Below are 26869 nucleotides of genomic sequence, written 5' to 3'. Positions count from 1 at the left end.
TTTGTTTGATATAGTGAAACAATGGAAGTGGTACGACTGGGCGATGCTTTTAATTCGCATGATGGGCTGCATCTCCCTGATCATCACATGTATAGAGTTCAGGAACCAGTTTACCGTAGCGTTATGGATCGTCGTCATGTGGGAATTGGCAGCCTTCTCGATACCCTGGTTGTGCCTGCTTCTGAATCATAAAGCATATTTGATCACCGAGGTCTTACTATCAGGCGGAATCGCCGTTTATTTGACTTCCTTATTCCCGGGGGCCTACTTGTCGTTTATCATTCCGGCTTTTCTGATGGCTGCGAACAGCTATGGAACGACGTACAGATGGACAGGCCCCCTTGCGGCTATCTTGGTTCCAATACTGATCAAGCTGTATGCCCCGTCAACGGATTTGATACTGATGATCGAGCATGTTGCTTTTGCGTTTGCATTAGGATTTGCCTTTCATCTGTTGATGGCCAACTACAGCCAGAACGAAATGATTCGGACACATAATACGATATTGGAGCAGTATTTATCTCAGGTCGAGCGGGTCACGCTGTTGGAAGAACGGGAACGCGTGTCCAAGGAACTGCATGATACGATGGGCCATACGTATACTGCGGTCATCATGGGCTTGGAAACGCTTCGTTCTACGGAAACGGATGCAGCAGCTCAGCGTAAGCTGTCCAATCTGCTGGAACTGACGCGGAGAAGCCTGGATGAGGTCAGAGGGTATTTGCATGAGCTGGATTCACCGCAAGAGCAGCTTCCCTTGGTGCAGTCACTGAGACAGGTGACAGAGGATTTCGAGCGCAATACCGGGGTAAAGGTAGGACTTAGAGTGCTTGGTGAAGAGTACCCGGTATCCCGGCAGGCCAAAATGACCTTCTACCGTTGTCTTCAGGAGTCCTTAACGAATAGTGTGCGTCACGGTAATGCGACGAGGGTTGACGCCGTGCTTCAATTCGAATTGCAGCAGACCCGGCTTGAAATTCTGGATAACGGCAGTGGAAGCGTGCAAATCCAGGAAGGTTTCGGTTTAAGCGCCATGAAGGAAAGGGCCTATCGCCATCAAGGCCAATTATCGGTTTATTCGACTCCTGAGGCAGGAACCGTCGTGACCTGCAGCTTGCCTAGAATTTCGGAGCCTGCAGATGAAGTCATCCGGCTTATATTGGTGGATAATGAACCTTTTATCAGGGAGAGTCTTGGCATTATTCTGGAATCGGAGAAGGACCTTGAGGTGGTAGGACGTGCAGAACATGGGGAACATGCCTTGGACATGTGTGAGAAGCTAAACCCCCAGCTGGTGCTGATGGATCTGGAGATGCCCGTGATGGATGGCATTACAGCCACAAGGTTGATCAAACAACGTTGGCCGTTAGTGAAGATTATCATATTCACCACATTTGAGCAGAGGGGCAAAGCTGTAGAAGCCATGCGAGGCGGAGCGGACGGTTATTTACTGAAGTCGATGGAGCCGCGTGAACTTGCCGAGAACATACGAATCGTGTATCGAGGGGGGACCTTGATGGATCCGGCGATTTCGGCGAAGCTCTTCGATGGGGAAGCGGGCGATTTCATGAAGGAAGAGGGTGGCTCAGCATCTGTAATCGAAGCCGATCCAGCGTCCTCTCCACTTCTGAAGTTATATGATCTGACACCAAGGGAGATTGAGGTTCTGAAGTATCTCTCCCAAGGATTGCGGTACAAGGCGATTGCGATGAAATTGTATCTCTCAGACGGGACTGTGCGGAATTATGCCTCGACTTTGTATGCCAAGCTGGGCGTCCGCAACCGGGACGAAGCGGTAGAAGTTGCAAACCAGGCCGGACTCTTATGAGCCCAGCCTGGTTTTATTTCATTTATGTTCCCTCTATGGAAGCACATGTTGATGAAAACCCATCAGGAGTCCATCATCAGTAACTGCGGTCCATGTTTTTGCCGTAATAAATTTCGTCCATTTCCAGTTTGATGCGCTCGGTGATTTTCTGCTGCTCGGCATCGGATAGCTTATCCTTTGTGTAACCGAACAGATAATTGTCCAGATCAAACTGCTTCAGCTTACATTTGGTGTGGAAGATGTTTTCCTTGTATACGTTGACATCAATCATATCAAACAAATCCTTGGCTTCGTCTGGAATATAGTTCTGAATGGAGCTGATCTCATGGTCGATAAACAGCTTGTGCCCATGAATATCCCTCGTGAAGCCCCGAATTTTATAGTCGATCGTCATAATATCCGTATCAAAGGAGTGGATCAGGTAGTTCAGGGCTTTGAGCGGGGAGATTTCCCCGCAGGTCGACACGTCGATATCAGCCCGGAAGGTGCTGATCCCCTCGTCCGGATGGAATTCCGGATACGTATGGACGGTAATATGGCTTTTGTCCAGCTGCAGCACCACGTTATCCGGCAATGGACCCGGCGATTCGTCATAGGATTCCTCCGGCACCTCCACGACGGGGCCCTCGGAGACCAGCACCGTCACGCTGGCGCCCTGCGGGATATAATCCTGCTTGGCAATGTTCAGGACATGGGCTCCGATGATTTCGGCCACATGGCTCAATATTTTTGTGAGTCGATCCGCATTATATTGTTCATCAATATATTCTAAGTACGCTTCTCGTTCTTCTCGGGTCTTCGTATAACAGACATCGTACATATTAAAGCTGAGCGATTTCGTCAAGTTGTTAAACCCGTGCAGGGTAACGCGTTCTTCTGGTGTCATATCCATATGAATGTCCCCTTGTGTCATTAATATATCAGTTCGAGTACCTATTATTTCCGAAACCGGCGATTCCTAATCTGCCCGCGCGTCGCCTTCTGCGTTAACATTAATATGTTCTTACCCGCATCGGGTTCAACATTAACAGATGGTTCTGGAATGATAGAGACAAGACTCGGAATATAAAACAAGAAAAGGACATCCTGCGCATGCAGCATGTCCCTTCATATTTCCCTATAGGATCTGTATTACCGATAACCATCATGCTTCCCAAACGTCACGATTACTCCGCGAATTCCAGTAGTTCGTTCATATTGCTAAAAGGGTCCCGGATCGCGCTGTATAAACCGGGAGGGCAGGGCTGCGGGGTATCAAAGACCTTGCTTTATTGGCAGCATAAAATGCCTTCACCGGATTCCATGTTGGATTTTAAGCTGGCCAGCATGCCTCTCCATGCATCCACATGCCATTCCCGGGCTTGCAGCAACGCCTCGGTATCCTTCCAGCCCGTGTGCTCCAAGGTGATTCTCGTGCCGCCGTCCTGTTCAGGTCTAAAAGACACCTTGACCGTGGTCAAATTCCCCTGATTCATCGTTTCCGCAAAGGGATCGGGTCCTTTCCACTCAAAAGCGAGGATATGCGGCTCGTCATACTGCAAAAGGATGCAACCTGCGGTGCACATCGATTCACGATTGGCGGGGTTAAAATAAAGCTCGAATTTCCCGCCCGCCTTCGGTTCAATTTCCGCAGCCGGCGCAAACCACTCGGTTATCCTCGCAGACTCCGTCCATGCTCGCCAGAGTAGATGCACATCGGCCTGAATCACGGTTTCTTGAACAATGGTCATATGTATTCCTCCATCATTTAGCGCTCATTGTTTTCGGATAATGCTTCTTGCAGTTCCATTATAAATGGACATGGGCTTCAAAAATTCTTCTACCTTGCGCTGTTATTCCGATCCTTCTCAAACAAGAGCAAAGGCAGATTGACAACAATCGGCGGGTCGTAGGGCAGAGGCTCGCGCAAGGTAATCTTCACGGCGAGATCGGTTCCTTCGTCGATATGGACAGGATCCTCCAGCTTGCCGCGCAAGGATTTGCCCAGCAGAAAATAATCCCGTGGATTGAGGCTCCAGGGGATGCCCGCTGCCAGCATATAATACGTGCCGTTTGGAATGCCGGTTAGGATACAGGTTCGGTTCTTATTGACAGCCGTACCGGAAACAGGCCTCTGATCAGGCACGGGTCTTGGGAACAGACCGACGTAAATCATGCCGCGAAATGCCTCGGGAGCTTCGATCCGGCAATGTATTCTGGGCAGAGCATGTCTTTCTTCCTCTGCCCAGGCTAATGGCTTATGCTCATATTGATTCACGTAACGATGCAGGGACTCGGTGGTGGAGCGGAACCTTTTCGGAGACAGACCGACAAACTGCTTAAAGCGGGTATTGAAGGTGCCTGGACTTGCCAAACCGATGCTCATTCCGATTTTTACAAGCAGGGAAGGACTTTGAAGGAGCTCAATTTTGCCGGATTCAACCCGGAGCGCGGACAGGTATTGCCTGAGCGATATGCCGGTTACTCGTTTGAATACTCTGGAGAAATGGAAGGGGCTATATCCCACTAGATCGGCGAGCTGCTCGGTCGTCATGGGCTCGTCCAGATGCTCCTTCATATATTGAATGGTTTGATTTACGGCTTCGGTATGTGCGTCATTCATTAGGATCACCAACTTCATTTTTTGGGCTTTACATGATAGCAAGCCTTTTTCCACATTTATGAAGTTCTCCTTGTCGAATGCAATTTCCTTCCCCGATTCGGTTGCCCATTCATGGAAAGGCCGTTAAACTTAAAGGATGAAGGCTTTTCGAAACGGAAAACCAAGGTGAATTAAGGAGTTTTTATCCATGAATGTGGAAACAAATGATAGAGAATCGATGAATATGGATACTGCGCGGGATTATCTGCAGAAATATTACGGCTATCCTGATTTTCGGGAGGGCCAGAAAAAAATCGTCGCCAGTCTACTGACGGGTCAGGATACGCTCGGGATTATGCCGACGGGCGGAGGCAAATCGATCTGTTATCAGATTCCGGCGCTCCTGTGTCCGGGTCTGACGTTAGTCGTATCGCCTTTGATCTCCTTAATGAAGGATCAGGTGGATGCACTCACAACAGCGGGCGTGGCGGCAGCCTATATCAACAGCACGCTCAGCGGCAAGGAAGTGAACGAGCGCATACGTGCGGCCAAGCGCGGAGAACTGAAGCTGTTATATGTCGCCCCGGAACGGCTTGAACTGGATTGGTTCCGGGAGGAGATGGCCGGTCTCGACATTTCGATTGTGGCTGTCGATGAAGCGCACTGCGTATCCCAGTGGGGGCATGATTTCCGGACCAGCTATCTCTCGGTCGCTCCTTTTGTTAAAGGGCTCCCGAACCGTCCGATTGTGGCAGCCTTTACGGCCACGGCCACGCCTGAAGTGATGGAGGACATGCAGCGTCTGCTTCGACTGGAACAGCCGCAGGTGTTCGTGACGGGTCTTGGACGCGATAATCTGGAGATGTCGGTGCTTCGCGGTGAGAACAAGCGGGAGTTTGTGCTGGACTATGCGGCCTCGCATACCCACCAGCCGGGAATCATCTATGCCGCCACTCGTAAAGAGGTGGATGATTTATGCCAGCGCCTTCAAGCCAAGGGGCTTCTTGCGGGGCGATACCATGCCGGCATGAGTGACGCGGAGCGAGCGGAGAGCCAGGAGGCTTTCCTCTATGACGATATTCGCGTTATTGTGGCAACGAACGCATTCGGTATGGGGATCGATAAATCCAACGTCCGGTATGTCATCCATTACAATATGCCGAAAAATATGGAGTCCTACGTGCAGGAAGCGGGTCGCGCCGGACGGGACGGGGAGCCCAGCCAGTGCATACTGCTGTTCAGCGCCCAGGATATTATGACGCAGAAATTTCTGATCGAACAGAATCCCCAGGAGGGTGAGCGCAAGCAGAACGACTACCGGAAGCTGCAGCAGATGATCGATTACTGCTACACCACCCGGTGCCTGCGCAGCGCGATGCTGGATTATTTCGGGGAAGAGCACGAAGATAAGCCCTGCGGTACGTGCAGCTCCTGCACGGATGACCGGGAGCTTGTCGATATCACGGTGGATGCTCAGAAAATCTTCTCCTGCATCCACCGGATGCGCGAACGCTTTGGCGTGTCTATGGTCGCCTCCGTGCTGAAGGGCTCACGGGCGAAAAAAGTGCTGGAATACGGCTTTGACCGCCTTCCAACCTACGGCGTGATGTCGAATCGGACCGAGAAGGAGATATCCGAGACGATCAATGTGCTCATCTCGGAAGGGTTCCTGGCGCTGACGGAAGGCCAATACCCTGTCGTGAAACTGCAAAGCGAGGCGGCCGATGTGTTAAAAGGGCAGCGCGAAGTGATGCAGCGCGTTCCGCGTCCTTCCAAAGCCGCAGGCAGCCAGCGCAGCGGCAGCCGCCGCGATTATTCGCCGTCAGCCGTCAACGAGACGGTGTTCGAGCAGCTGCGCTTGATTCGGCGTGAGCTGGCAAGCAAAGAGCATGTGCCATCCTACATCATTTTTAACGACGCAACATTGCGGGAGATGAGTGTGGTTTGCCCGCAAAGCGAGGATGAGATGCTGAATGTCAAAGGGGTCGGCGAAGTGAAATTCCGTAAATACGGCCGTCCGTTCCTGGAATTCTTCCTGAATGGTCAGGGCACATCGAGTGTCGGTGACGACTTGTACGACTATGAATAATAGGCTGGCATAACCGGCAGAAACTAATTTAGAAGGAAAGTGGACCCTACCATGAAAGTCATACTATCAACCTTGAATGCCAAGTACATTCATACCTCCTTGGCCATTCGCTGCCTGAAAGCATACAGCGAGAAGGATTTCGATATCGAACTGACGGAGTACACGATTAAGGACCCCGTGATGAATATCGTCTCCGACCTGTTCCAGCGCAAGCCGGATGTGATCGGATTCTCCTGTTATATATGGAATATTGAAGAAACGATTAAAGTGATCGACATCGTGAAAAAGATTATGCCGGAGGTCACGATCATACTGGGTGGACCTGAAGTATCCTACGATACGGAGTATTGGATGAACCGGCTGCACAATGTCGACTTTATCGTCATGGGTGAAGGCGAGGAGACCTTCCACCATTTGCTGCAAACGATAGAAGGTGACCGGAAGTATCATTTCGTCTATGGCGTAGCTTACCGCAAGCAGGACGAAGTCATTGTGAATCCCGGGAGACCGAAGAGCATTCTGGCGGAGCTGCCTTCCCCGCATCGTTTTCCGGAGGATATCCCGCATCTCGGGAAGCGGGTGGTCTATTTCGAGACCAGCCGGGGCTGTCCCTTTAGCTGCCAGTTCTGCCTGTCGAGCATTGAGGTGGGGGTTCGCTATTACGATATTGAACGGACCAAGGCGGATATTCTCTACCTGATCGAGAACGGAGCGAAATTGATCAAGTTCGTAGACCGCACCTTTAACATTAAGCGGGATTACGCGCTTGAAATGTTCGAGTTTTTGATTGAAAACCATGGCGGCTGCGTGTTCCAGTTTGAGATCACGGCGGATATCATGCGTCCCGAGGTGCTCGATTATTTGGCGAATAATGCGCCTCCCGGCATTTTCCGGTTTGAAATCGGGGTGCAGTCAACCAACGATCCGACAAACGAGCTGGTGAAGCGTCGCCAGAATTTCACCAAGCTGTCGCGCACGGTGACCATGATCAAGGACAGCCGCAAAATCGACCAGCATTTGGATTTGATCGCAGGTCTTCCGGAAGAGGATTACGATACGTTCCGCAAAACGTTTAACGACGTATTTGCGCTTGGGCCGGAGGAACTGCAGCTAGGCTTCTTGAAGATGCTGCGGGGAACCGGGCTGCGGATCGATGCGGACAAGTATAACTACACTTATATGGATCATGCTCCGTATGAGATTCTGGGCAGCGACGTGCTTCCGTTCTCGGATATCGTCCGATTAAAGAGACTGGAGGATGTGCTGGAGAAGTATTGGAATGCGCACCGGATGGACCATACCCTGAATTATTTGATGAAGCATGAATTTACGTCGCCGTTTGATTTCTTCCAAGAGTTTGGCGACTACTGGGAAGGACAGGGCTGGCAGAAAATCGGCCATCAGCTCGAGGACCTGTTCACCCGTTTAACAGCTTTCCTTGAAGATCGGAAGACCCCGCATATGGACGTTGTCTCCGGTCTGATGAAGTTTGATTATTTCCTGGGCCATAAGTATAAACCGCGGAAAATATGGTGGGATCATACCCAGGACAAAGCGCAGTGGACCGCCAATGTTCGCAAAATCGTTGAGGAACCTGCGGCCCTATCCGCCGGTTTTGCCGATCTGGGGATTACGGAGCGCGATCTGCAGAAACATGCGATGATCGAGGTGCTGCCATTTAACCTCAGCGATGCCATCCAGGGCGGCACCGGATTCCCGGACAACGCCGACCATGCAACGATGCTGCTGGTATTGTACCAGCAGAACGAAACAGGGCAGCCACAGTACTACACCATGCCTGTGGAGTTAGCGAAGCAGGCATAGTAGAGGAAGCGAAGGACAACCCTTTATCGGAACTTGAAACGAGCGGCTTGTCCGTTTTGGCAAAATATCTTTCTTCAAGGTTTAGGGATAGGTAAGGACTGATAGGATTGAAAATGTGATCATGCCCCCCTCGTTATCGTAACGGACGGTATCCTGGGCGTTCCGGAATAAAACACCCTTGGGATCGGTATTCTAATCGCATCAACCGATGAGGAGGGGATGTTTATGAACGGGAAACAGAAGGGGCGGGAACAGCATCCGCAGGACGAGCCCAGCATTGCGCCGGGCATGGAAACCAATGACGATCTGCGCGAAGAGGCTACGGAGGATGAAGTAGCGCATGGCGAGTACACCGAGGTCACGCAGTTGATCATCGACCGCACGCCGAACGAAGAAGAGTAAGAAGCTGGGCTGTCGCGTTAAGTAGGTTTACTTACTTGACGGATAGCTTGTCTGATTAAAAAAAAGCGTCATACAACAGACAGAGGGGGTGTCCCAAAAAGGTCAATTGACCTTTTGGGACACCCCCTTTTTAATTCGTCCTGCATCATTCTTTTACATCATCCGTTTCGATTCTTGCGGTGTCTGCTGTCTCATGCGATCCCGCTGTGTGCCGTTCGAGCCAGTCGAGAACATGTGCCGCTACTTCATCCCGGTTGATTTCATGCAGCATTTCGTGGCGGCCGCCGGGATACAAACGGTATTCAAGATCCTGAATGCCATGTTTCCGGTACAATTCGATCAACCGTCGTACGCCTTTACCGCGGTGTCCGACCGGATCATCCTCGCCCGAGAAAATATAGACCGGCTTATCCTTTAGAAGGCATTCCATCAGTTGAGGTTTATGAATCTGGGACAGCAGCTTGAAGAAATCATGGAAGAAACGAGCGCTGCATACCTGACCGCAGTAGGGGTCGTTGATATACTTATCCACTTCCGCTTCATCCCGGGATAACCAATCAAATGGAGTGCGAATAGGACCGAAACCTTTGTTGTAAGGGCCGAACACGATGGCGTTCAGCATCAGACTCCGGTGCGTGTTTCCTTGGAGGCGCATTTGGGCCGCTGCCAGATTCAAACCGAACGCTAGCAGTCTCTGGGGACCGTTGGTCCCGGACAGCATGAATCCGTCGAATAATCGGCCGTTCGAACACATGATCTTTTGGGTCAAAAAAGATCCCATGCTGTGACCCATCAAGTAATGTGGAACATCCCCATGGCGCTTTTTAAGCTCGGAAGCAAGAAGCAGCAGGTCTTCAATCATCCCTTCGAATCCATTCTCCCCGGCATCGCCGAGAAGCGTAAGGCCGGACGTTTGTCCATGACCCCGATGGTCGTTGCAGTACACGGCGTAGCCGTGTGCTGTAAGCAACTCGGCAAGCTCCTCGTATCGTATGCCGGTTTCGCACATGCCATGCGCAATTTGCACGATGGCACGAATAGGGTGGTCCGGCTCGGGCAGCCATTGATATACAAAAACATGCATGCCCTGCGTATTCAGCATCGTAAACGTGTCGGTTTGCATTACAGGCCTAACACCTCCACAAAAACGAATGGTTATTTCAATTATTTATACCCTGTTTAAGGAAGATAGGAACGAAGAACCGTAGATTGCCCATCCAATGTATATGCACCCAGGTTAGCTGGCAGCAGGAAGCATTGTCCGGAGGTATAATCGATGGAGCCGTTATCCCAGCTGAGGGTTCCTTGACCATCGCATACCACCACGATCGTGAAGCTTTCAACTGAAGTGGACAAGGACCAGGCACCGTTAACAACGCCTTTTTCAACTACAAAATAAGGAGATTTGGCAAGCTCAAGCCATTCTCCAGGAGCGGTTCCCTCCGTGCTCATGGTAGTTGCGCCCGATCCTTCATAGGCCGTCACGTTTAAGGAGTCCTCAATATGAAGCTCGCGCGGCTTACCGTCCAGCCCTGGTCGATTATAATCAAAAATCCGGTAGGTGGTATCCGAATTTTGCTGAATTTCCGCCACGACAACGCCCGCACACAGCGCATGTACCGTACCGGCAGGTATGTAGAATGTATCTCCGGCTTTTACGGACACTTCTTGCAGCTGGTCCATAACCGTGCCGTTTTCCATGGCCTCTTTCAAAGTCTCGCGGCTGACGCCTTCTTTCAGACCGTATATGATTTTGGCGTCCGGCTTCGCATCCAGCACATACCACATTTCAGTCTTGCCCAGCTCGCCTTTCGGAAGCCCCTCATAGTCATCGGTCGGATGGACCTGAACGGAGAGGTTGTCATTGCAGTCAAGCAGCTTGATCAGCAGCGGAAAACGTCCGTTAACCTCGGAGAATCCTTTGCTGCCAAACCACTCCCGTCCGAATTGCTCCCGAACCTGATCAAGACCGCGGCCGGCAAGTTCACCGTTCACAATGCTGGTTGTACCGTTCGGATGGTCGGCGATCATCCAGCCTTCTCCGATATGTCCTTCAGGAATATCCAAGCCGAATTGCTCCAGGGCACGGCCACCCCACACACGTTCTTTAAATTCGGGTTGGAACAACAATGGATATGGTTTTGTCATGGTAATCATCTACCTTTCATCATGTTTGGAATATGCTATGGATGTTGTAAAGTGCGGCACCTCTCCTAGAACTTATATCATATCGGCTTCTTCCGTTCCAGTGCAATGAGATATGGCGCTTCGGAACGCTGAAGACCACGATATAATATCGTTTGCACTTTGTGCTGGGGCAATTCCGCCGCCCAGGCCAACACGGCGTCCGCTTCGGCATCGCCGCCCTTGTGGCCTGGATACAGCACGATGGTGATAATGCCGCCGGGGCGGAGCAGCTCGATGGCAGCCTCCAGAGCCGTCAGTGTGCTGGCGGTTTCCGTCATGATCCGTTTATCCGATGAATCTGACGGAAGGTAACCGAGATTGAACATGATCGCACCCATGCGGCCATGCTCGCGCTCAGGTACGCATTCTCCCATAAGCGCATGGCTCTGATGGTGAAAAGTAACCTCTGCAAGGGTGTCTGGGGGTTCCTTGTCCAGCCTATCACGAGTCAGCTGCAGCGCCTGTTCCTGAATATCAAAAGCGTACACTTTGCCCTTTGAGCCTGTGCATTTGGCTAGATACAGCGTATCGGCCCCGGTTCCGGCCGTCGCATCCAGCGCAATGTCTCCAGGCCGCAGCCTTTCGGACACGAGTTTGTGGGCAAAACTCAAAACCGAGAGGAAGCCCATCAGGATCCCCCCCACAATTTACCCTGCCATGTATCCCGGCGTTTAAGCTCGGCGTCAATGCCGTTAAGCACTTCCCATTTCTTGAGACTCCACGTCGGGCCGATCAAGAGATCCCGTGGAGCGTCTCCGGTCAGACGATGAACAATCATATCCGGGGGCAAGAGCTCCAGGCTGTCTGCGATAAGGCTGATGTATTCGTCCTGCTCCAGGAACCGCAGCAGCCCGGCCTCATATTGTTTCACCATCGGCGTCTTGCGCATGAGGTGCAGCAGGTGGATCTTGATTCCCTGCACATCCATCTTGGAGACCGCTCGGCCGGTGGCGAGCATCATGTCATGGTCCTCTTGCGGAAGGCCATAAATGATGTGTGTGCAGACACGGATGTTATGCTTGCGCAGCTTTTCGACCGCTTCCAGATAACATTCGGTATCATGGGCACGGTTGATCAGCTCGGAGGTGGAATCATGGATCGTTTGCAGGCCCATTTCCACCCAGAGATAGGTTCGCTCATTCAGCTCCGCCAAGTATTCCACGACGTCGTCAGGCAGGCAATCGGGGCGTGTCGCGATCGATAAGCCGACAACACCCGGCTGCTGGAGAATGACTTCATAGTATTCCCGAAGCTCTTCGACCGGAGCATAGGTATTGGTATAGGCTTGGAAATAACCGATGTACTTGGCGCTCGGCCACTTCTGGTGCTGCCGGTCACGAATGGTGTTGAACTGGGTAACAAGATCATCCCGACGCCGTCCGGCAAAATCACCGGAGCCGCGGGCGCTGCAGAAGGTGCACCCCCCCTTGGCAATCGTGCCGTCGCGGTTCGGGCACGTAAAGCCCGCATCCAGCATAACCTTGAATACTTTTTCCTCGAATTGGCTGCGCATTTCGTAATTCCATGTATGAAATCGTTTGTCGCCCCATAACGTTGGGGCGGGTTTAAGTGGTGTACTCATGTGTGCTCCTTTTATAGCCGCATAAGATGAATAGAGACAGACAGCCTATAGCCGTGCCTCCAAGTATACATGTTTGACTTAACCTTTACTTAAGCAGATATGTCCATTGTAACAAAAAATAAAACTTTGCGTTATATGCAGGTCTTCAAGCCTAATTAAAATGTTGTTACTTGAATGAATTGCATATAATTGGTATATTTAAAATAGAAAAATAAATATATGATTCAAGCAATTTTGGCATGGGTATATATCGGATAGGATTCATATTTGTGTGACGTCATGGATACAATAATACCGTGAGGTGATTACGAATGAATTCATCGACAGTAAAGAATGAGAGTAGAGACAAAATCGCTGTGGAGCTTACCCCGAACGAAGCTTTAGCCCTTACCGGCGTGGAGTTTAACTCCAACCAGGATGTGAAGGCTTCGGCACGTCGCAAGATTCGGGCCGCCTTTGAGAAGACGTTTGATTTTGCGTCGGAAGAAAGGTAGATTATTCACAGTTTAACCATCGCGGAACCCCAATTCCAAATATAAGAAAGAGGAACCTAAATCCTTTGCGTTAAGCAGAGCATAGGTTCCTTTTTCTATGGGGCTCTTTACTTTTGGGATTAACTTCGTCACAATAAATGCAGTATCGGGATATCATTCTAAATTTACTTGGAAAGTTTCGGAGGTATGACATGCGTTTACGCGGAAGAAAAGGTATACGGGAAAATCTGGAGCAGCAGGAAGACCTGGTCGTTTTGGACCCCGGTCAATATAGAGGAAAATGGGCTTCATTATTTGGCAATGACCTTCCGATTCATGTTGAATTCGGCATGGGCAAGGGCCAATTTATCAGCCAGATGAGTTACAAGCATCAGCAAGTGAATTTTATCGGGGTGGACATGTACGACGAGCTGATTCGCCGTGCAAGCGAAAAGGGACGCAATGTCTGGGCTCAGGACGGTATCGATACCCCGCCGAATTTGAAGCTGGCGCTGTTTAATATCGAGAACGTCGAGCAGGTTTTTGAACCCGGCGAGATCGAACGTTTATATTTGAACTTTAGTGATCCGTGGCCAAAATCGAAGCATGCCCGCCGTCGTTTGACGCATCCGCGTTTTTTGGACAAGTATTCCCAGATCCTGAACGAGCGCGGGGAAATTCATTTCAAGACCGATTCGGTTACACTCTTTGAGTTCTCCCTGAATGCATTTGCCGATTATGGCTTGCAAATGACGAACATTTCGCTGGATCTGCATCGTGACGGATTGAACGAAGAACACGTAATGACAGAATACGAGACCAAATTCGTCGGTCAAGGTATGCAGATTCATCGCTGCGAGGCTATTGTCGGCAAGGAAGCACTTGCTTCCTACCATAAGAACCGCCTTGAAAAATACGGTAAATAACGTCCGTACACTAGCGTTTTCCCAATGATAGCGTTTGCATCTATTATAATAGTAGGAAATCTATCAACTGCGATGACATGTTCGCGAAAAACGACGCAAAAAAAGGTGTGCTCCTCTTCAGGAGTACACCTTTTCGTTTTCCAGCATATCGATGATGCTGCGTGCGCTTTGCATCGGATGGAATCGTTCGATGTCTCGCAAATTTTGCGCCCGTTGCTGTTGGATTACGTCGTATTGATGAAGCAGTTTGTTCATCCAGCTGCCAATAACCTCCAGCGAGTGGATAGGCTCACCCAATCCCTGCGCCGTAAAGTATTGGCAATTCTCTTCTTCCTGCCCCGGAAGAGGTTGATGGAACAGCATCGGGATTCCTTTGGCAAGGCCTTCGGTGCATGTCATGCCGCCAGGCTTCGTAACGAGCAGATCCGACACCTCCATCAGCTTGTCGATCTCGCGCGTAAAACCCAAAATCCGGATGTTCGGATGCTGGAACCGAGGATTGTTCTCCATCTCCTCGCGTCCCTTGTCGTTATTGCCGAGGCAAAATATAATCTGTACTTCTTCCCGCCATCGGGTCAAAAATTCATGCACAACTTCGTCATTCATGATGCCCCAGCCTCCGCCCATCACAAGCACGGTAGGCATATCGGACAGATGAAATCGTTCCCTGATTTCCTTCTTGCTCGGATGCGTCCAGAAGTCGGGATGGATCGGAATGCCGGTGACCTGAATTTTGGCTTGCGACACCCCGCGATTGAGCAGTTTTCGCTTCACTTCCGGCGTGGACACGAAATATCGGTCGACCTCAGGACTAATCCATGTATCGTGAGCATCATAATCGGTTATAACGGTACACAGAGGCACATCAATGCCCAGCCGTTTCAAACGCGAGATGACCGCACTTGGTATAAAGTGGGTACACACAATGATGTCGGGTTTGAGCTGTCTAACCACGTTTTTGGTGCTTGTGTAGAACATTCGGTGAAGAGCTAAAGCCGTAAAGCGGTTAAAGGACTTTTGATGGCGATACATGTACCCGACCAATCGTGGGCGAGTTGTAATCGTCTTTCTGTAGGCCGAAATGATCAGTGGAGCGATTTTAGGGTTCAAGAAGCTCCCGAGCTCGAGAACTTTGGTCTGTACGCTAGGCGATAACTGGCGCAGGCTGCTGGAGAGTGCATGAGCGGCCTGTGTATGGCCTGCACCGAACCCTTCAGATAACAGCAAGACTCTTTTTTTAGCCACTACTTTTCACCCGTTCTGCAGCGTTATTCTTTAACTTTAACATATCGACTTTGGGAAAAGAAATCAACCATTCTCCGCTTGTGTTTCAGGGACTTTGGTCCCGGAAGCGGAAACTTTATTCGGCAAGCTGCTCGCTGGCACCTTGCTACTTAAGGAGTTAGTCAGCGGCGCGCATTTTGTAGAAAATCAGGGTCCGTGGTCTTTTGACTTGAGTATGAGATGCCGCTACAATGATTCAAACGGACATCAAAAAGTTTATTAGAGAAAGAGCATTGAAAAAACGAAAACTTTTTGGGTGTCTGTTGCGTTTATTTATTAACGGACAAGTCGAAAAAGAAAAAATGGGCAGCCAAGAGAAATAAAAAGCAAGAAAACGGATGAAAATAAGAACTAAAGCCGTTTGAAACGAAGCTTGCTGGCAAACGGGATTGCAAGCTGAGCTCTTTTACGAAGTTTTTCCGTAAATTAGAGCATTCCACGGTTTTGACAAAAGATTCAAAAGTGTGGAAAATCGTGTATGACGTGCAAAGTTGCCCCGCGGCACCGAGGCTACTAGAAGGACAGACACAAGTCACAGGGTCATAGCAACAACAAAAAAAGCGAAAAACTTAGAGAGAAAAAAATAACAAACATTCTCGGGTTATAAAAAGGGGGTAACGGAGAATCATGACAGACGCCATCTTTATCGCGCTCCAACTATTCTTGGCCGCGGTGGGTGTGTACCAGTTCGTATTCTCTTTGTTTGGTCTGGTCAAAAGAAAAAAGAAACAACAGTTCGAACCCAATAAATCATTTGCAGTGTTAGTTGCTGCGCATAACGAAGAACAGGTTGTCGGGGCATTAATGGAGAACCTGAAACAGCTTAATTATCCAAAACATCTGTACGACGTATTTGTCATCTGTGACAACTGTACAGACCGTACAGCAGAGATCGTCCGTGCCCACGGGATGAACGCATGCGTGCGTACGAATCAGAATCTCCGAGGCAAAGGTTATGCCATCGAATGGATGCTGAAAGAGCTCTGGGCGATGCCGCGGCAGTACGACGCGGTCGTCATGTTTGACGCCGATAATCTGGCGGATCCGAATTTCTTGAACGAAATGAACAATGATCTTTGCTCTGGAGCGAGAGTTATCCAGGGATATATCGATACCAAGAACCCTGAGGATTCCTGGATCACTGCTTCTTATGGGGTGTCTTACTGGTATATCAACCGCTTGTGGCAGCTTTCCCGCAGCAATCTGAACATGGCGAACTTCCTTGGCGGTACGGGAATGTGCTTTGAGACCAATCTCTTGAAGGAGATCGGCTGGGGCGCAACCAGTCTGGTTGAGGACTTGGAGTTCACGATGCGCAGCGTTATGCGCGGGGTGTATCCGAAGTTCAACTATGACGCGAAGGTATTTGACGAAAAGCCGCTTACGTTTAAGGCTTCGGCCAGACAACGCCTGCGCTGGATGCAGGGTCACTTTACGGTTGCCCGCCGTTATTTCTTCCCGCTGCTGTGGCGTGCCATTAAAGAACGCAGCCTTGTGAAGCTGGATTTGGCCTTGTACGGAGTCAACGTTTACATCGTGCTGCTGACTTTCTTGTTGACGGCCATCATCTGGGTGGACAGCTCATTCTTCAATGGTCCGAATATCGCGAACCTGTACGGTTATTTACCGCTATGGCTGAGCTTTACAGCGATCGCGGCGAATGTGTTCACGTTCATGATCGCGATGATTCTGGAGAAGGTGAAGTACAAGAAGGTGTACATGTATCTGGTGCTGTTCCCGATTTACCTGCTGTCGTGGTATCCCATCACGGTGTATGCGTTCTTCACGCAGAACAACAAGCAGTGGAGCCATACGGAGCATACCCGGGTTGTGCGTCTTGAAGAAGTTCAAAGCAAACAAGGCTGATCCAATTTTTTTATTCCATCTGTGTTGACAGAAGATAGGATGACCTGTTATACTATCCTAGTCTGTTAAACAGAATATCTGATTGCAAGCAGAAGCGCCGCTTCTCACCTGACCGACATGTGTTGGCTGGTTTGATCACGAAATCAATGAATGGATTTAACTTCATTTGTGAGATGAGTATCAAATAGGGATGTCGGTGATTAACCCGTCATCCCTTTATTTTTTTTGCAAACAGGAACAACAAGTAATTTGGAGGTGGAGGACTATCAGTAAGGAACATATGATCAATGACGAGATTCGGGCCAAGGAAGTACGTTTGGTTGGTGCCGAAGGTGAGCAAATCGGGATCAAGCCGATTCGTGAAGCACTGCAAATGGCAATTGATCTCAATCTGGATCTGGTGAACGTGGCCCCTCAGGCGAAACCGCCGGTATGCCGCATCATGGACTACGGTAAATTCCGCTATGAGCAGCAGAAGAAAGAGAAGGAAGCACGTAAGAACCAGAAAATTGTGGATATCAAAGAAGTATGGTTCCGAGCCAACATTGAGGAGCATGATTATCAAACCAAGCTTCGCAATGTCGTTAAGTTTTTGAAAGACGGCGACAAAGTGAAATGCTCTGTGCGTTTCCGTGGTCGTGAAATCACCCATGCTAACATTGGTCAAAAGATTTTGGAGCGCGTGAAGGTGGAAGTGGCCGATCTCTGTGTCATTGAACGTCAACCGAAATTGGAAGGCCGAAGCATGATTATGATTTTGGCTCCAAAAGCCTAAGAGAAATTAGAGGAGGAAGTACTACAATGCCTAAAATGAAAACACATAGCAGCCTGAAAGGCCGCTTCAAGATTACTGGTACTGGTAAAGTTAAACGTTATAAAGCTTACAAAAACCACTTGCTTTCCCACAAATCCAAGCGTGCGAAGCGCGTATTGTCCAATAGCCCAGTTATGGCGCCTGGAGATGTTAAACGTTTGAAGCAAGGTCTGGCTAACTTGAAATAGTAAACAACAATTATTGGGAGGTCTTTTGATATGGCACGAGTTAAAGGCGGATTTGTCGTTCGTCGTCGACATAAAAAAGTATTGAAGCTTGCGAAAGGTTATTTCGGTTCCAAACACCGCATTTTTAAAACAGCGAACGAGCAGGTCATGAAATCCCTCGTTTATGCATACCGGGATCGTCGTACTACGAAACGTAATTTCCGTAAATTGTGGATCGTTCGTATCAACGCGGCTGCTCGTCAAAACGGTCTGTCTTACAGCAAATTGATGCATGGTCTGAAGCTTGCTGGCGTGGACATTAACCGTAAAATGCTGGCTGATCTGGCTGTGAATGATCTGAACGCGTTTAATTCTTTGGCTACTGTAGCTAAAGAAAAAGTGAACGCTTAATTATACGTGTATGAAGAAACCGCCGTAATATTACGGCGGTTTTTTTATTTTGCGCTCCTGTCCGTCATACATTGGCATCGTAAGCGCTGAATGATGGGCATGAGGAGTTTTTTACCTATCTTTAGCCATCGTAAGGGCCATGAAACAAGCAAGTGAACTCCTTCCGGAATAGATTGAAATGTATATTACCTGAGGAGGGATCTTATGCACAAGCCTGTCAGCAGGGCAAAAGTGAAATCATATGTGGGCAAACAGATCGTAGCGTATAAGAAGGACGGGACCATGGTGGCAGGCAAGCTGGTACGCGTTTCCGGCAACCGCCTTTTTGTAGAACCGGCAACCAAGGGGAAAAAGGTGAAGACCAAGGCGATTATTCCGCTCGCATTGTTTGACCTTCTTGCCATTGGGACGGCACCTTATGCGTTCGGTGGAGGCTATGGTGGCGGATTCGGTGGGTATCCGGGAGGATACGGCGGCTTCGGACCGGGGTATGGCGGCTTCGGGCCGGGCTTTGGACCTGGTTTCGGACCAGGCTTCTTCTGGTAATTAGAGGAACCAGATCTTCTCCAACTCATAACATCGGCTGGGTTCGATCATTCTTGTCACCGTATAGCCAAGCTTTCGGTAAAAGTTAAGTCCGGTATGGTTGCCAATATCCACCATAACCTTGGCGCGTTTGCATCCGCGGGATACAGCGAAACGTTCGGCATGTTCCATCAATCGGACACCCCACCGTCTTCGCTGTGCGGTGGATGCGACGGCCAGCATATCGATATACAGCAGTTCGCCGTGCATCATAAAATGGATAAAGGCAATGATTTTATCGTTATCCTGAGGCGAAGCAACAAGGGTCACGCCGCGTCGTAATCGAGAGGGAATATCCTTGCGGATGATGTCCAGCTCTTTTTTGGTCATATGGGAAAGCGGGACGAGTTGGGACTCAATGAGTTGTAGAATCATCGGATCATCCAGCTCCGGTGTTCGATAGCGGATCATCGTGTTGTTTCCTCCCTTCACCGCTATTAAGGATAGCTCCATTTATCATATGTAGCAGGGTTTAAGAGCGTGTTTTGCATCAAGGAGGAGAAGGGATTGCTCCAATTGTGAATGAAAACCTTTCATCGGAAGTAAAATAAATGTGTTGACTTCTGGAATGAATGAATCATATAATGTTTCTAAACATTTTAACGAATATATCCAATCGGCAATGATGAGGACGAAGTTTAAAGGGCTCTTTTGCTCAGAGAGTGGATGGATCAGCTGAAACCACCACCAAAACCCCTTTTATACGAGCTCACCTCGGAGCTGTTTCCCTGAAAGATGCTACGCTATGACTTTATCGCATTAAGTCGTAACAGCGTTTATTAGGGGGAATCGTCTTAGTCCACGTTACGGACTGCAGATATTGAAGAGCTGTGTTCATTGTGTTCTTCATACCTGCTGAGGCTTTACACTGCGAAGTGTAGGGCAAACATGGGTGGTACCACGGAAGCTAAACCTTTCGTCCCTCACACGGAGATACTCCGGGTGTGGCGACGGAAGGTTTTTTTGTTGCTTGAAGGAAGAGTGCCAATATTTGAGAGGAGGATGACTGATGAGCGCGCAAACTCCAGAAGTGCGGTCTACAGAACAATTACGAGAGAAATGGTTGAAGCCTGAAGTGATTACCGGATCGGAAATCTTGCTTCGGAGTCTTCTGCTCGAAGGTGTCGAATGCGTCTTTGGGTATCCGGGCGGAGCGGTCCTGTACATCTACGATGCCATGTATGGCTTTGAGGATTTCAATCACGTCTTGACCCGTCACGAACAAGGTGCCATTCATGCAGCTGACGGTTACGCTCGCGCAAGCGGCAAAGTCGGTGTGTGCATAGCGACTTCAGGACCGGGGGCAACAAACCTTGTGACCGGTATCGCAACAGCTTATATGGATTCCGTTCCGCTCGTTGTGATAACCGGTAACGTTGCAACAACCCTGATCGGTACGGACGCTTTCCAGGAAGCGGACATTACGGGCATCACGATGCCGATTACGAAACACAGTTATCTGGTAAGAGATGTAAAGGATCTGCCAAGGGTGATTCACGAAGCCTTCCATATTGCTTCTACCGGCCGCAAAGGTCCGGTACTGATCGATATTCCGAAGGATGTATCCGCGGCAACCACGCTGTTCCAGCCGGAAGAACGAATTCAACTGAGAGGATATAATCCTCGGACGGTACCAAACAAACTTCAGTTGGATAAATTGGCCCGTGCGATTGAGGAAGCCGAGCGTCCTATGATTCTTGCCGGCGGCGGCGTGATTTACTCCGGAGCTCATGAAGGTCTGTACGAATTCGTGAATAAATCCGGGATTCCGATCACGACAACGCTTCTGGGTCTGGGTGCCTTCCCGAGCGGTCATGACTTGTGGACAGGAATGCCGGGCATGCACGGAACCTACACCTCGAACCATGGTATTCAGCAGTCGGACCTGCTGATCAACATCGGGGCGAGATTCGATGACAGGGTTACAGGCAAGCTGGACGGATTCGCGCCACATGCGAAGATCGTTCATATCGACATCGACCCGGCAGAGATCGGCAAGAACGTGCCAACCGATATCCCGATTGTCGGCGATGTGAAGACCGTGCTTGAGATGCTGAATCCGCTCGTTCCATACGCTGCGAAAGCAGATGCCTGGAGAGACCAGATCAGAAAATGGAAAGCCGAATACCCATTCCGTTACGTTGATTCGGATACGGTGCTGAAGCCGCAATGGGTTATCGAAATGCTGAACGACACAACGAAGGGTGAAGCGATTGTAACGACTGACGTTGGCCAGCACCAAATGTGGTCCGCTCAGTATTACAAGTTCAACCAGCCGCGTTCCTGGATCACCTCCGGCGGTCTTGGAACGATGGGCTTCGGATTCCCGTCCGCGATTGGTGCCCAGATGGCCCATCCGGATCGCCTGGTCATTTCGATCAACGGGGACGGCGGCATGCAGATGTGTTCGCAAGAACTTGCCATCTGTGCCATCAACAACATTCCGGTAAAAATCGTTGTCATCAACAACCAGGTGCTTGGCATGGTTCGTCAATGGCAGGAGCTGATTTACGATAACCGTTACAGCCACATCGATCTGGCAGGCAGCCCTGATTTCGTCAAGCTGGCTGAAGCCTACGGTGTCAAAGGACTTCGTGCCACCACGAAAGAAGAAGCACAGCGTGCTTGGGCCGAAGCGATGGAAACACCGGGACCCGTCCTCGTTGAATTCGTTGTAGAGAAAGGCGAGAACGTGTATCCGATGGTGACGCAAGGGTCGACAATCGATCAAATGCTGATGGGGGATGCGTAAGATGAGTACAAAACATACCATTGCCGTACTAGTGAACGACCAGCCGGGTGTCCTGCAGCGCGTATCCGGGTTATTCGGACGCAGGGGCTTTAACATCGAGAGCATTACCGTGGGGCAGTCGGAGGAATCCGGCCTGTCCCGGATGGTTATCGTAACCACGGGTGATGAAACGACGCTGGAACAGGTGGAGAAGCAGCTTTACAAGCTGATCGATGTCATTAAAGTCATCAACCTGAGCTCGAAACCGATGGTAGCCAGAGAGCTCGCCCTGATCAAAGTAAAAGCCGAGCCTTCGGCCAGACCGGAAATTATGGGCGTTGTCGAGACTTTCCGTGCATCCGTCGTGGATATCGGCACAGCCAACCTGATGGTTCAGGTTGTTGGCGATACCGTCAAAATCGATGCCATGATCGAGCTGCTTAAGCCGTATGGCATCCAGGAGCTTTCCCGTACCGGGGTTACCGCGATGATTCGCGGTAATGCGTAATTATTTTATACGATTGTCTTGAACCGGGATCACAAATTATAGCTAATATCAGCGTTAGACACCTGCATGTCATGAGCGGGTGTCTCAGCAGATCGAGAATGGATTCGGTCTATTGAGATACCCGCTCATCATGAAGGGTCTTTAAAATCAAAGGAGGACTTATACAAATGGCAATTACTACTTATTATGAACAAGATGCAGAACTCAGCGTGTTGAAAGACAAAACAATCGCGGTTATCGGTTATGGAAGCCAAGGTCATGCTCAAGCGCAAAACCTGCGTGACAGCGGACTTCAGGTTGTCATTGGCCTTCGTGAAGGCAAGTCGTTCGACAAAGCGAAAAATGATGGTTTCGAAGTGCTTCCTGTAGCTGAAGCCGTTAGCCGTGCAGATGTGGTACAAATCCTGATGCCGGACGAAACACAAGCATCGGTGTACAAGAACGATATCGAGCCAAACCTGAAAAAAGGCGCGGCACTGATGTTCTCCCACGGTTTCAACGTTCATTTTGGTCAAATCGTAGCTCCTAAAGACAACGACGTCCTTCTGGTTGCGCCTAAATCCCCAGGTCACATGGTTCGCCGTACGTATGTTGAAGGCTTTGGCGTACCTGGATTGATTGCAATCGAGAAAGATGCAACTGGACAAGCTAAGGCGATCGGTCTTGCTTATGCTAAAGGTATCGGTTGTACTCGTGCAGGCGTTATCGAAACTTCCTTCCGCGAAGAAACCGAAACCGACTTGTTCGGTGAGCAAGCGGTATTGTGCGGCGGTGTATCCGCATTGGTCAAAGCCGGTTTTGAAACATTGACTGAAGCTGGATACGCGCCGGAAATGGCATACTTCGAGTGCCTGCATGAGCTGAAATTGATCGTGGACATGATCTATGAAGGTGGTCTTGCAAGCATGCGCGACTCCATCAGCAACACGGCGGAGTACGGCGACTATGTAACAGGCCCGCGCGTGGTAACCGAAGATACGAAGAAGGCAATGAAAGAAGTCCTCTCCGATATTCAACAAGGTAAATTCGCTCGCGACTTTATCCTTGAGAATCAATCGGGACGTGCTTTCCTGACAGCTACCCGCCGTAACGAGTCCGAGCATCCGATTGAAGTGGTTGGTGCGGAGCTTCGCGAAATGATGCATTGGATCAAGAAATAAGAATATATAGAATTCATAAGGAATTCTTCCGGGTATAGAGCAGTCAAGCATGAGATAAGATGGTGCTGCTGCATGGGACCCGTTAGATTAAGCAGCCGGCGGCAGGGGATGAAATCAACCTGCCGCCGGATGTTTACGTCAAGCGATAAACTTCAAGGAGGTGCCGACATGCGAAAGATTTATGTCTTTGATACAACGCTGAGAGATGGAGAGCAGTCTCCTGGCGTGAATTTGAACACTCGGGAAAAGGTGGAGATCGCCCTTCAACTCGAAAAGTTGAAAATCGACCGCATGGAAGCAGGGTTTCCAGCGGCGTCACCCGGTGACCTTGCTGCTGTGAACGCAGTGGCACGAGCGGTTAAAGACGTCACGGTCATTGGATTGTCTCGTTCCAGAGAGAGTGACATTGATGCGGTTCGCGAAGCGCTTCAGGGAGCACAGGATCCATGCATACACGTGTTCCTGGCGACTTCCCCGATTCACCGCAAGTTCAAGCTGCGGATGGAGAAGGAGCAGGTGCTGGAAACGGCGCAGGCCTCGATCCGTTATGCAAAGAAATACTTTTCCAAAGTGGAGTTTTCCTTGGAGGATGCCGGCCGGACAGAGCTTGACTTCATGGCCGAGGTCGTCGGCATGGCTGTGCGCGAAGGCGCCAATGTCGTGAACATTCCGGATACCGTGGGTTACTTGAACCCTTCGGAATACGGGGCCATCTTCAAATACTTGAAGGAAAATGTTCCGGATATCGAGAAGGTGCAGCTGAGTGCGCACTGCCATAACGATCTGGGCATGGCGACGGCGAATACCCTTGCTGCCATTCTGAACGGGGCCGATCAGATCGAAGGCACGATCAACGGAATCGGTGAACGTGCAGGCAATACCGCCATCGAGGAAATTGCAATGGCGCTCGAGACGCGCTCCGAATTCTTCGGAGCGAAGACGGGGCTGGTCTTGACCGAAATCGCCCGCACGAGCCGCCTTGTGAGCAAGCTGACCGGTATGGTTGTGCCTGGCAACAAAGCGATTGTCGGCGCGAACGCATTCGCTCATGAATCCGGCATTCATCAGGACGGCATGCTGAAAGAGAAGACGACCTACGAAATTATGACGCCGGAGTCCATTGGGCTCAAAGAAAGCAAGCTGGTGTTAGGCAAGCACTCCGGCCGTCATGCTTTCCGTGAGAAGCTGCTGGATCTGGGTTACGAGCTGAGCGAAGAACAGGTGAATGATGCATTCGCCAAATTCAAGGTGCTGGCTGACAAGAAGAAGGAAGTATCCGATGAGGATCTGCTGGCTTTGTTGGAAGAGAAACTGATCGATACGCCGGAAGTGTTCAAGCTGGAAACGATCTTTGTTGCTTACGGCAATGAATCAACGCCGACGGCGCGGGTTCGCATTGCGACCGTGGATCAGACGATTGAGGAAGAGGCTGAGGGCAACGGTTCCGTGGACGCGATCTATAACGCGATCGACAAGGTGACCGGCGAAGAAGTTACGCTTGCGGATTATTCGATCAAATCGGTTACGCACGGCAAGGATGCTCAAGGCGAAGTGCATGTGGTGCTGTCGCAGAACGACGTGGCGGCGCAAGGCCGCGGCTTGAGCACCGACATCCTGGAAGCGAGCGCAAGAGCTTACGTGGATGCGGTTAATGTGCTGATCGAGAAACGCAAAACGTTTAGCCGGCGCGAGCGCGCTACACTGTAATCCATACTTGGTGTGATGGAAGCTCTGCTTGCAGCGTGAGCGCTGAAGGAGCATACCATGAAAAAGAGGGGCCACTGTTGAAGCGGCTCCTCTTTTATTTATTTTATGATGCTGTTGGCCAGCCGTGAATGCTTGTATCAGATACTAGCACCGAGCCTTTAGCTCTCATAGCAGTGTGCCGATACCTGTTTGATGCAGCTGATCAACGAGATAAGACAGCGTTTCATTCGGTCGTTGAAGCGGTATCCTTATTTTTACCAGGCATAGGCCTGCGGAGCGGCGCCGCCCGGACCCGGGAAAATTTCATCCAGACGCTTCATTACGGATTCATCGAGTTCGATCTCAAGCGAGCGCAGGGAGCTTTCGAATTGCTCCAGCGTGCGTGGCCCGATAATCGGTCCCGTAACCGCCGGGTTCTTAAGCACCCAAGCAAGGGCGACGTTGTCCTGCGGTTCGCCGAGCTCTTGGCAGAGTGAGGCGAACTGTTCCAACTGCGAGCGGTGCTTCTCCACGCGCTCCGCGTTTCCTCCGCTGCGCGAGCCCTCGATTTTTTTAAGCGCATTGCGTCCCAGCAGTCCCCCGTCCAGCGGGCTCCATGGAATAACGCCGAGTCCGAGCTGCTGCGAAGCGGGGAGCACTTCGAGTTCCGGCAATCGGCAGGTCAGGCTGTATTTATGCTGCTCGGAAACGAGACCGAGGAAGTGACGGCTCTGGGCCGCGGCCTGCGCAACCGCAATCTGCCAGCCGGCAAAGTTGCTGGATCCGACATATCCGATTTTTCCTTGATGAACCGCAACCTCAAAAGCGCCCCACAGCTCGTCCCAAGTGACGGAAGGATCGACGTGATGCATTTGGTACAGCTCGATATGGTCGGTCTGCAGACGCTTCAGCGAAGCTTCGAGATGACGGCGAAGTTTATAGCTCGACAGCCCGGCTTCATTGTTGGGACCATCCAGAGGATCGCTCATGGAGCCGTAGAATTTGGTAGCCAAAACGACTTTCTCGCGGCGCCCCCCGCCTTGGTTAAACCAGCGTCCGATGATGGTTTCGGTCAGGCCGGAGTTCTCGCCCCAGCCGTAGATGTTCGCCGTATCGAAGAAATTGACGCCAGCGTCAAGCGCTGCATCCATGATGCGGAAGGCTTCCTTTTCATCCGTAGCAGGACCGAAATTCATTGTCCCCAGACACAGACGACTTACTTTCATACCGGATTTACCTAGAGCTGCGTACTTCATAATCGATGATCACTCCTTGGTCGTTTAGGGTATAAGACAAATTCACCCCTATTGTAGCGTATTGGCAGAAAAATGTAACTAACGGCGTGAAGAGTTCTGGAGCAGTGATGAGGTTTATCAGGGCTATGAAACCTCGCTCTACAACAGCAAATTCTTCCAGAGCATCTTGTCGGACGAAAGCATGAAGGGCAGGGACAGTTATTACGCTCCGGGAAAGACTGTTCAACGATTTCCAGAAGAAGCATCCCATTCACGTACCTGATCGTAACGAGTTGTTCCAACAAGCAGACCTGTAATATACATTCTCTCTTTTCTGGTTGGCCAGTTAAAGGCAGAAGCGGGAGATGGATGGATGATCAAAAGTAGCAGGAGCAAGCATCAAAGCTCAAGAAGTAAGAAGTAAGAAGTAAGAAGTAAGAAGCAAGAAACAACCAGCAAAAAGAAAGTCTAGGAGTAACCAAGCTCCCAACAAGATGTTACCTTGAAGAGCCGCCCCATGCTTATGCATA

Annotated in this window: 25 protein-coding genes; 15 read left to right on the top strand and 10 right to left on the bottom strand. The window is 50.3% G+C overall.

Translation table 11 applies throughout. The features are described 5' to 3' along the window. Position 1: 1 nt before the first annotated feature. Positions 2-1828, top strand: a complete 1827-nt coding sequence (locus PAEVO_RS19245; protein WP_100538987.1) for a helix-turn-helix transcriptional regulator — start codon at positions 2-4, stop codon at positions 1826-1828. Between the two features lie 76 nt (positions 1829-1904). Here the strand turns inward: PAEVO_RS19245 and speD are convergent, their stop codons facing one another. The 3 genes from speD to PAEVO_RS19225 all read right to left on the bottom strand — a co-directional run bounded on the left by speD (position 1905) and on the right by PAEVO_RS19225 (position 4430). Next, on the bottom strand, positions 1905-2720 hold the full coding sequence (gene speD / locus PAEVO_RS19240; RefSeq protein ID WP_100538986.1) for an adenosylmethionine decarboxylase: 816 nt from the start codon (positions 2718-2720) through the stop codon (positions 1905-1907). A gap of 376 nt (positions 2721-3096) precedes the next feature. Beyond that, positions 3097-3558 carry an SRPBCC family protein gene (locus PAEVO_RS19230; RefSeq protein ID WP_100538985.1) on the bottom strand — a complete coding sequence of 154 codons (462 nt, stop codon included), beginning with the start codon at positions 3556-3558 and terminating at the stop codon, positions 3097-3099. 89 nt (positions 3559-3647) lie between these two features. Beyond that, positions 3648-4430, bottom strand: coding sequence for an AraC family transcriptional regulator (locus PAEVO_RS19225; protein ID WP_100539516.1), 783 nt, complete (start codon positions 4428-4430; stop codon positions 3648-3650). A 187-nt stretch (positions 4431-4617) separates the two neighbouring features. On the opposite strand from PAEVO_RS19225, the gene recQ reads away from it, so the two are divergent. The 3 genes from recQ to PAEVO_RS33530 all read left to right on the top strand — a co-directional run bounded on the left by recQ (position 4618) and on the right by PAEVO_RS33530 (position 8724). Continuing rightward, positions 4618-6498, top strand: a complete 1881-nt coding sequence (gene recQ, locus PAEVO_RS19220; RefSeq protein WP_100538984.1) for a DNA helicase RecQ — start codon at positions 4618-4620, stop codon at positions 6496-6498. 51 nt (positions 6499-6549) lie between these two features. Beyond that, on the top strand, positions 6550-8322 hold the full coding sequence (locus PAEVO_RS19215; protein ID WP_100538983.1) for a B12-binding domain-containing radical SAM protein: 1773 nt from the start codon (positions 6550-6552) through the stop codon (positions 8320-8322). A gap of 219 nt (positions 8323-8541) precedes the next feature. Further along, positions 8542-8724, top strand: a complete 183-nt coding sequence (locus tag PAEVO_RS33530; RefSeq protein WP_133120335.1) for a hypothetical protein — start codon at positions 8542-8544, stop codon at positions 8722-8724. A gap of 145 nt (positions 8725-8869) precedes the next feature. On the opposite strand, the gene PAEVO_RS19210 is transcribed toward PAEVO_RS33530, so the two are convergent. From PAEVO_RS19210 to mnmL, 4 genes are all read right to left on the bottom strand, one after another. Continuing rightward, the gene (locus PAEVO_RS19210; RefSeq protein ID WP_100538982.1) at positions 8870-9847 is read right to left on the bottom strand and encodes an alpha/beta hydrolase; all 978 of its coding nucleotides are present in this window, start codon (positions 9845-9847) and stop codon (positions 8870-8872) included. 56 nt (positions 9848-9903) lie between these two features. Further along, positions 9904-10872 (bottom strand): type I phosphomannose isomerase catalytic subunit, encoded by a 969-nt coding sequence (locus PAEVO_RS19205; protein WP_100539515.1) that lies wholly within the window; start codon positions 10870-10872, stop codon positions 9904-9906. Positions 10873-10949: 77 nt separating this feature from the next. Continuing rightward, the gene (gene mnmM / locus PAEVO_RS19200) at positions 10950-11540 is read right to left on the bottom strand and encodes a tRNA 5-(aminomethyl)-2-thiouridylate-methyltransferase MnmM (protein WP_100538981.1); all 591 of its coding nucleotides are present in this window, start codon (positions 11538-11540) and stop codon (positions 10950-10952) included. Then, the gene (gene mnmL, locus PAEVO_RS19195; protein ID WP_100538980.1) at positions 11540-12493 is read right to left on the bottom strand and encodes a tRNA modification radical SAM protein MnmL/YtqA; all 954 of its coding nucleotides are present in this window, start codon (positions 12491-12493) and stop codon (positions 11540-11542) included. The genes mnmM and mnmL overlap by 1 nt, the downstream gene beginning before the upstream one ends. Positions 12494-12804: 311 nt before the next feature. Here mnmL and PAEVO_RS19190 point away from each other — a divergent pair, with 311 nt between their 5' ends. Both PAEVO_RS19190 and trmB read left to right on the top strand, forming a co-directional pair. After that, complete coding sequence (locus PAEVO_RS19190) at positions 12805-12987, top strand: hypothetical protein (RefSeq protein WP_100538979.1); 183 nt, start codon at positions 12805-12807, stop codon at positions 12985-12987. 191 nt (positions 12988-13178) lie between these two features. Next, complete coding sequence (gene trmB, locus PAEVO_RS19185) at positions 13179-13892, top strand: tRNA (guanosine(46)-N7)-methyltransferase TrmB (protein ID WP_100538978.1); 714 nt, start codon at positions 13179-13181, stop codon at positions 13890-13892. Between the two features lie 117 nt (positions 13893-14009). On the opposite strand, the gene PAEVO_RS19180 is transcribed toward trmB, so the two are convergent. Further along, on the bottom strand, positions 14010-15137 hold the full coding sequence (locus PAEVO_RS19180) for an MGDG synthase family glycosyltransferase (RefSeq protein ID WP_100538977.1): 1128 nt from the start codon (positions 15135-15137) through the stop codon (positions 14010-14012). A gap of 666 nt (positions 15138-15803) precedes the next feature. On the opposite strand from PAEVO_RS19180, the gene PAEVO_RS19175 reads away from it, so the two are divergent. The 5 genes from PAEVO_RS19175 to PAEVO_RS19155 all read left to right on the top strand — a co-directional run bounded on the left by PAEVO_RS19175 (position 15804) and on the right by PAEVO_RS19155 (position 18980). After that, entirely contained in the window at positions 15804-17042 is a 1239-nt protein-coding gene (locus PAEVO_RS19175; protein WP_009589322.1) for a glycosyltransferase family 2 protein, read from the top strand. 280 nt (positions 17043-17322) lie between these two features. Continuing rightward, positions 17323-17817, top strand: a complete 495-nt coding sequence (gene infC / locus PAEVO_RS19170; protein WP_071222668.1) for a translation initiation factor IF-3 — start codon at positions 17323-17325, stop codon at positions 17815-17817. 26 nt (positions 17818-17843) lie between these two features. Further along, a complete protein-coding gene (gene rpmI, locus PAEVO_RS19165) occupies positions 17844-18044 on the top strand; it encodes a 50S ribosomal protein L35 (protein WP_007127239.1) in 201 nt (66 codons plus the stop codon). A gap of 30 nt (positions 18045-18074) precedes the next feature. Then, positions 18075-18434, top strand: a complete 360-nt coding sequence (gene rplT / locus PAEVO_RS19160; RefSeq protein ID WP_071222669.1) for a 50S ribosomal protein L20 — start codon at positions 18075-18077, stop codon at positions 18432-18434. A gap of 204 nt (positions 18435-18638) precedes the next feature. Beyond that, positions 18639-18980 carry a hypothetical protein gene (locus PAEVO_RS19155; protein WP_100538976.1) on the top strand — a complete coding sequence of 114 codons (342 nt, stop codon included), beginning with the start codon at positions 18639-18641 and terminating at the stop codon, positions 18978-18980. On the opposite strand, the gene PAEVO_RS19150 is transcribed toward PAEVO_RS19155, so the two are convergent. Then, positions 18981-19430 (bottom strand): GNAT family N-acetyltransferase, encoded by a 450-nt coding sequence (locus PAEVO_RS19150; protein ID WP_100538975.1) that lies wholly within the window; start codon positions 19428-19430, stop codon positions 18981-18983. It lies immediately after the preceding gene. A 598-nt stretch (positions 19431-20028) separates the two neighbouring features. Here PAEVO_RS19150 and ilvB point away from each other — a divergent pair. From ilvB to PAEVO_RS19130, 4 genes are all read left to right on the top strand, one after another. Next, a complete protein-coding gene (gene ilvB / locus PAEVO_RS19145) occupies positions 20029-21771 on the top strand; it encodes a biosynthetic-type acetolactate synthase large subunit (protein WP_100538974.1) in 1743 nt (580 codons plus the stop codon). Between the two features lies 1 nt (position 21772). Further along, positions 21773-22258: an acetolactate synthase small subunit gene (gene ilvN, locus PAEVO_RS19140; RefSeq protein WP_071222673.1), complete on the top strand. Its 486-nt coding sequence runs from the start codon at positions 21773-21775 to the stop codon at positions 22256-22258. A gap of 167 nt (positions 22259-22425) precedes the next feature. Then, positions 22426-23418 carry a ketol-acid reductoisomerase gene (gene ilvC, locus PAEVO_RS19135; protein WP_036639716.1) on the top strand — a complete coding sequence of 331 codons (993 nt, stop codon included), beginning with the start codon at positions 22426-22428 and terminating at the stop codon, positions 23416-23418. 168 nt (positions 23419-23586) lie between these two features. Continuing rightward, a complete protein-coding gene (locus PAEVO_RS19130; protein WP_100538973.1) occupies positions 23587-25125 on the top strand; it encodes a 2-isopropylmalate synthase in 1539 nt (512 codons plus the stop codon). Positions 25126-25379: 254 nt separating this feature from the next. Here the strand turns inward: PAEVO_RS19130 and PAEVO_RS19125 are convergent, their stop codons facing one another. Next, a complete protein-coding gene (locus tag PAEVO_RS19125) occupies positions 25380-26360 on the bottom strand; it encodes an aldo/keto reductase (protein ID WP_100538972.1) in 981 nt (326 codons plus the stop codon). Positions 26361-26869 lie beyond the last annotated feature (509 nt).

The organism is Paenibacillus sp. GM2FR, assembly GCF_002803325.1.
GTDB classification, from domain to species: Bacteria; Bacillota; Bacilli; order Paenibacillales; family Paenibacillaceae; genus Paenibacillus_AQ; species Paenibacillus_AQ lautus.
The sequence above is the reverse complement of the archived record's forward strand: the minus strand, read 5'-3'. Positions and strand labels throughout refer to the sequence as shown.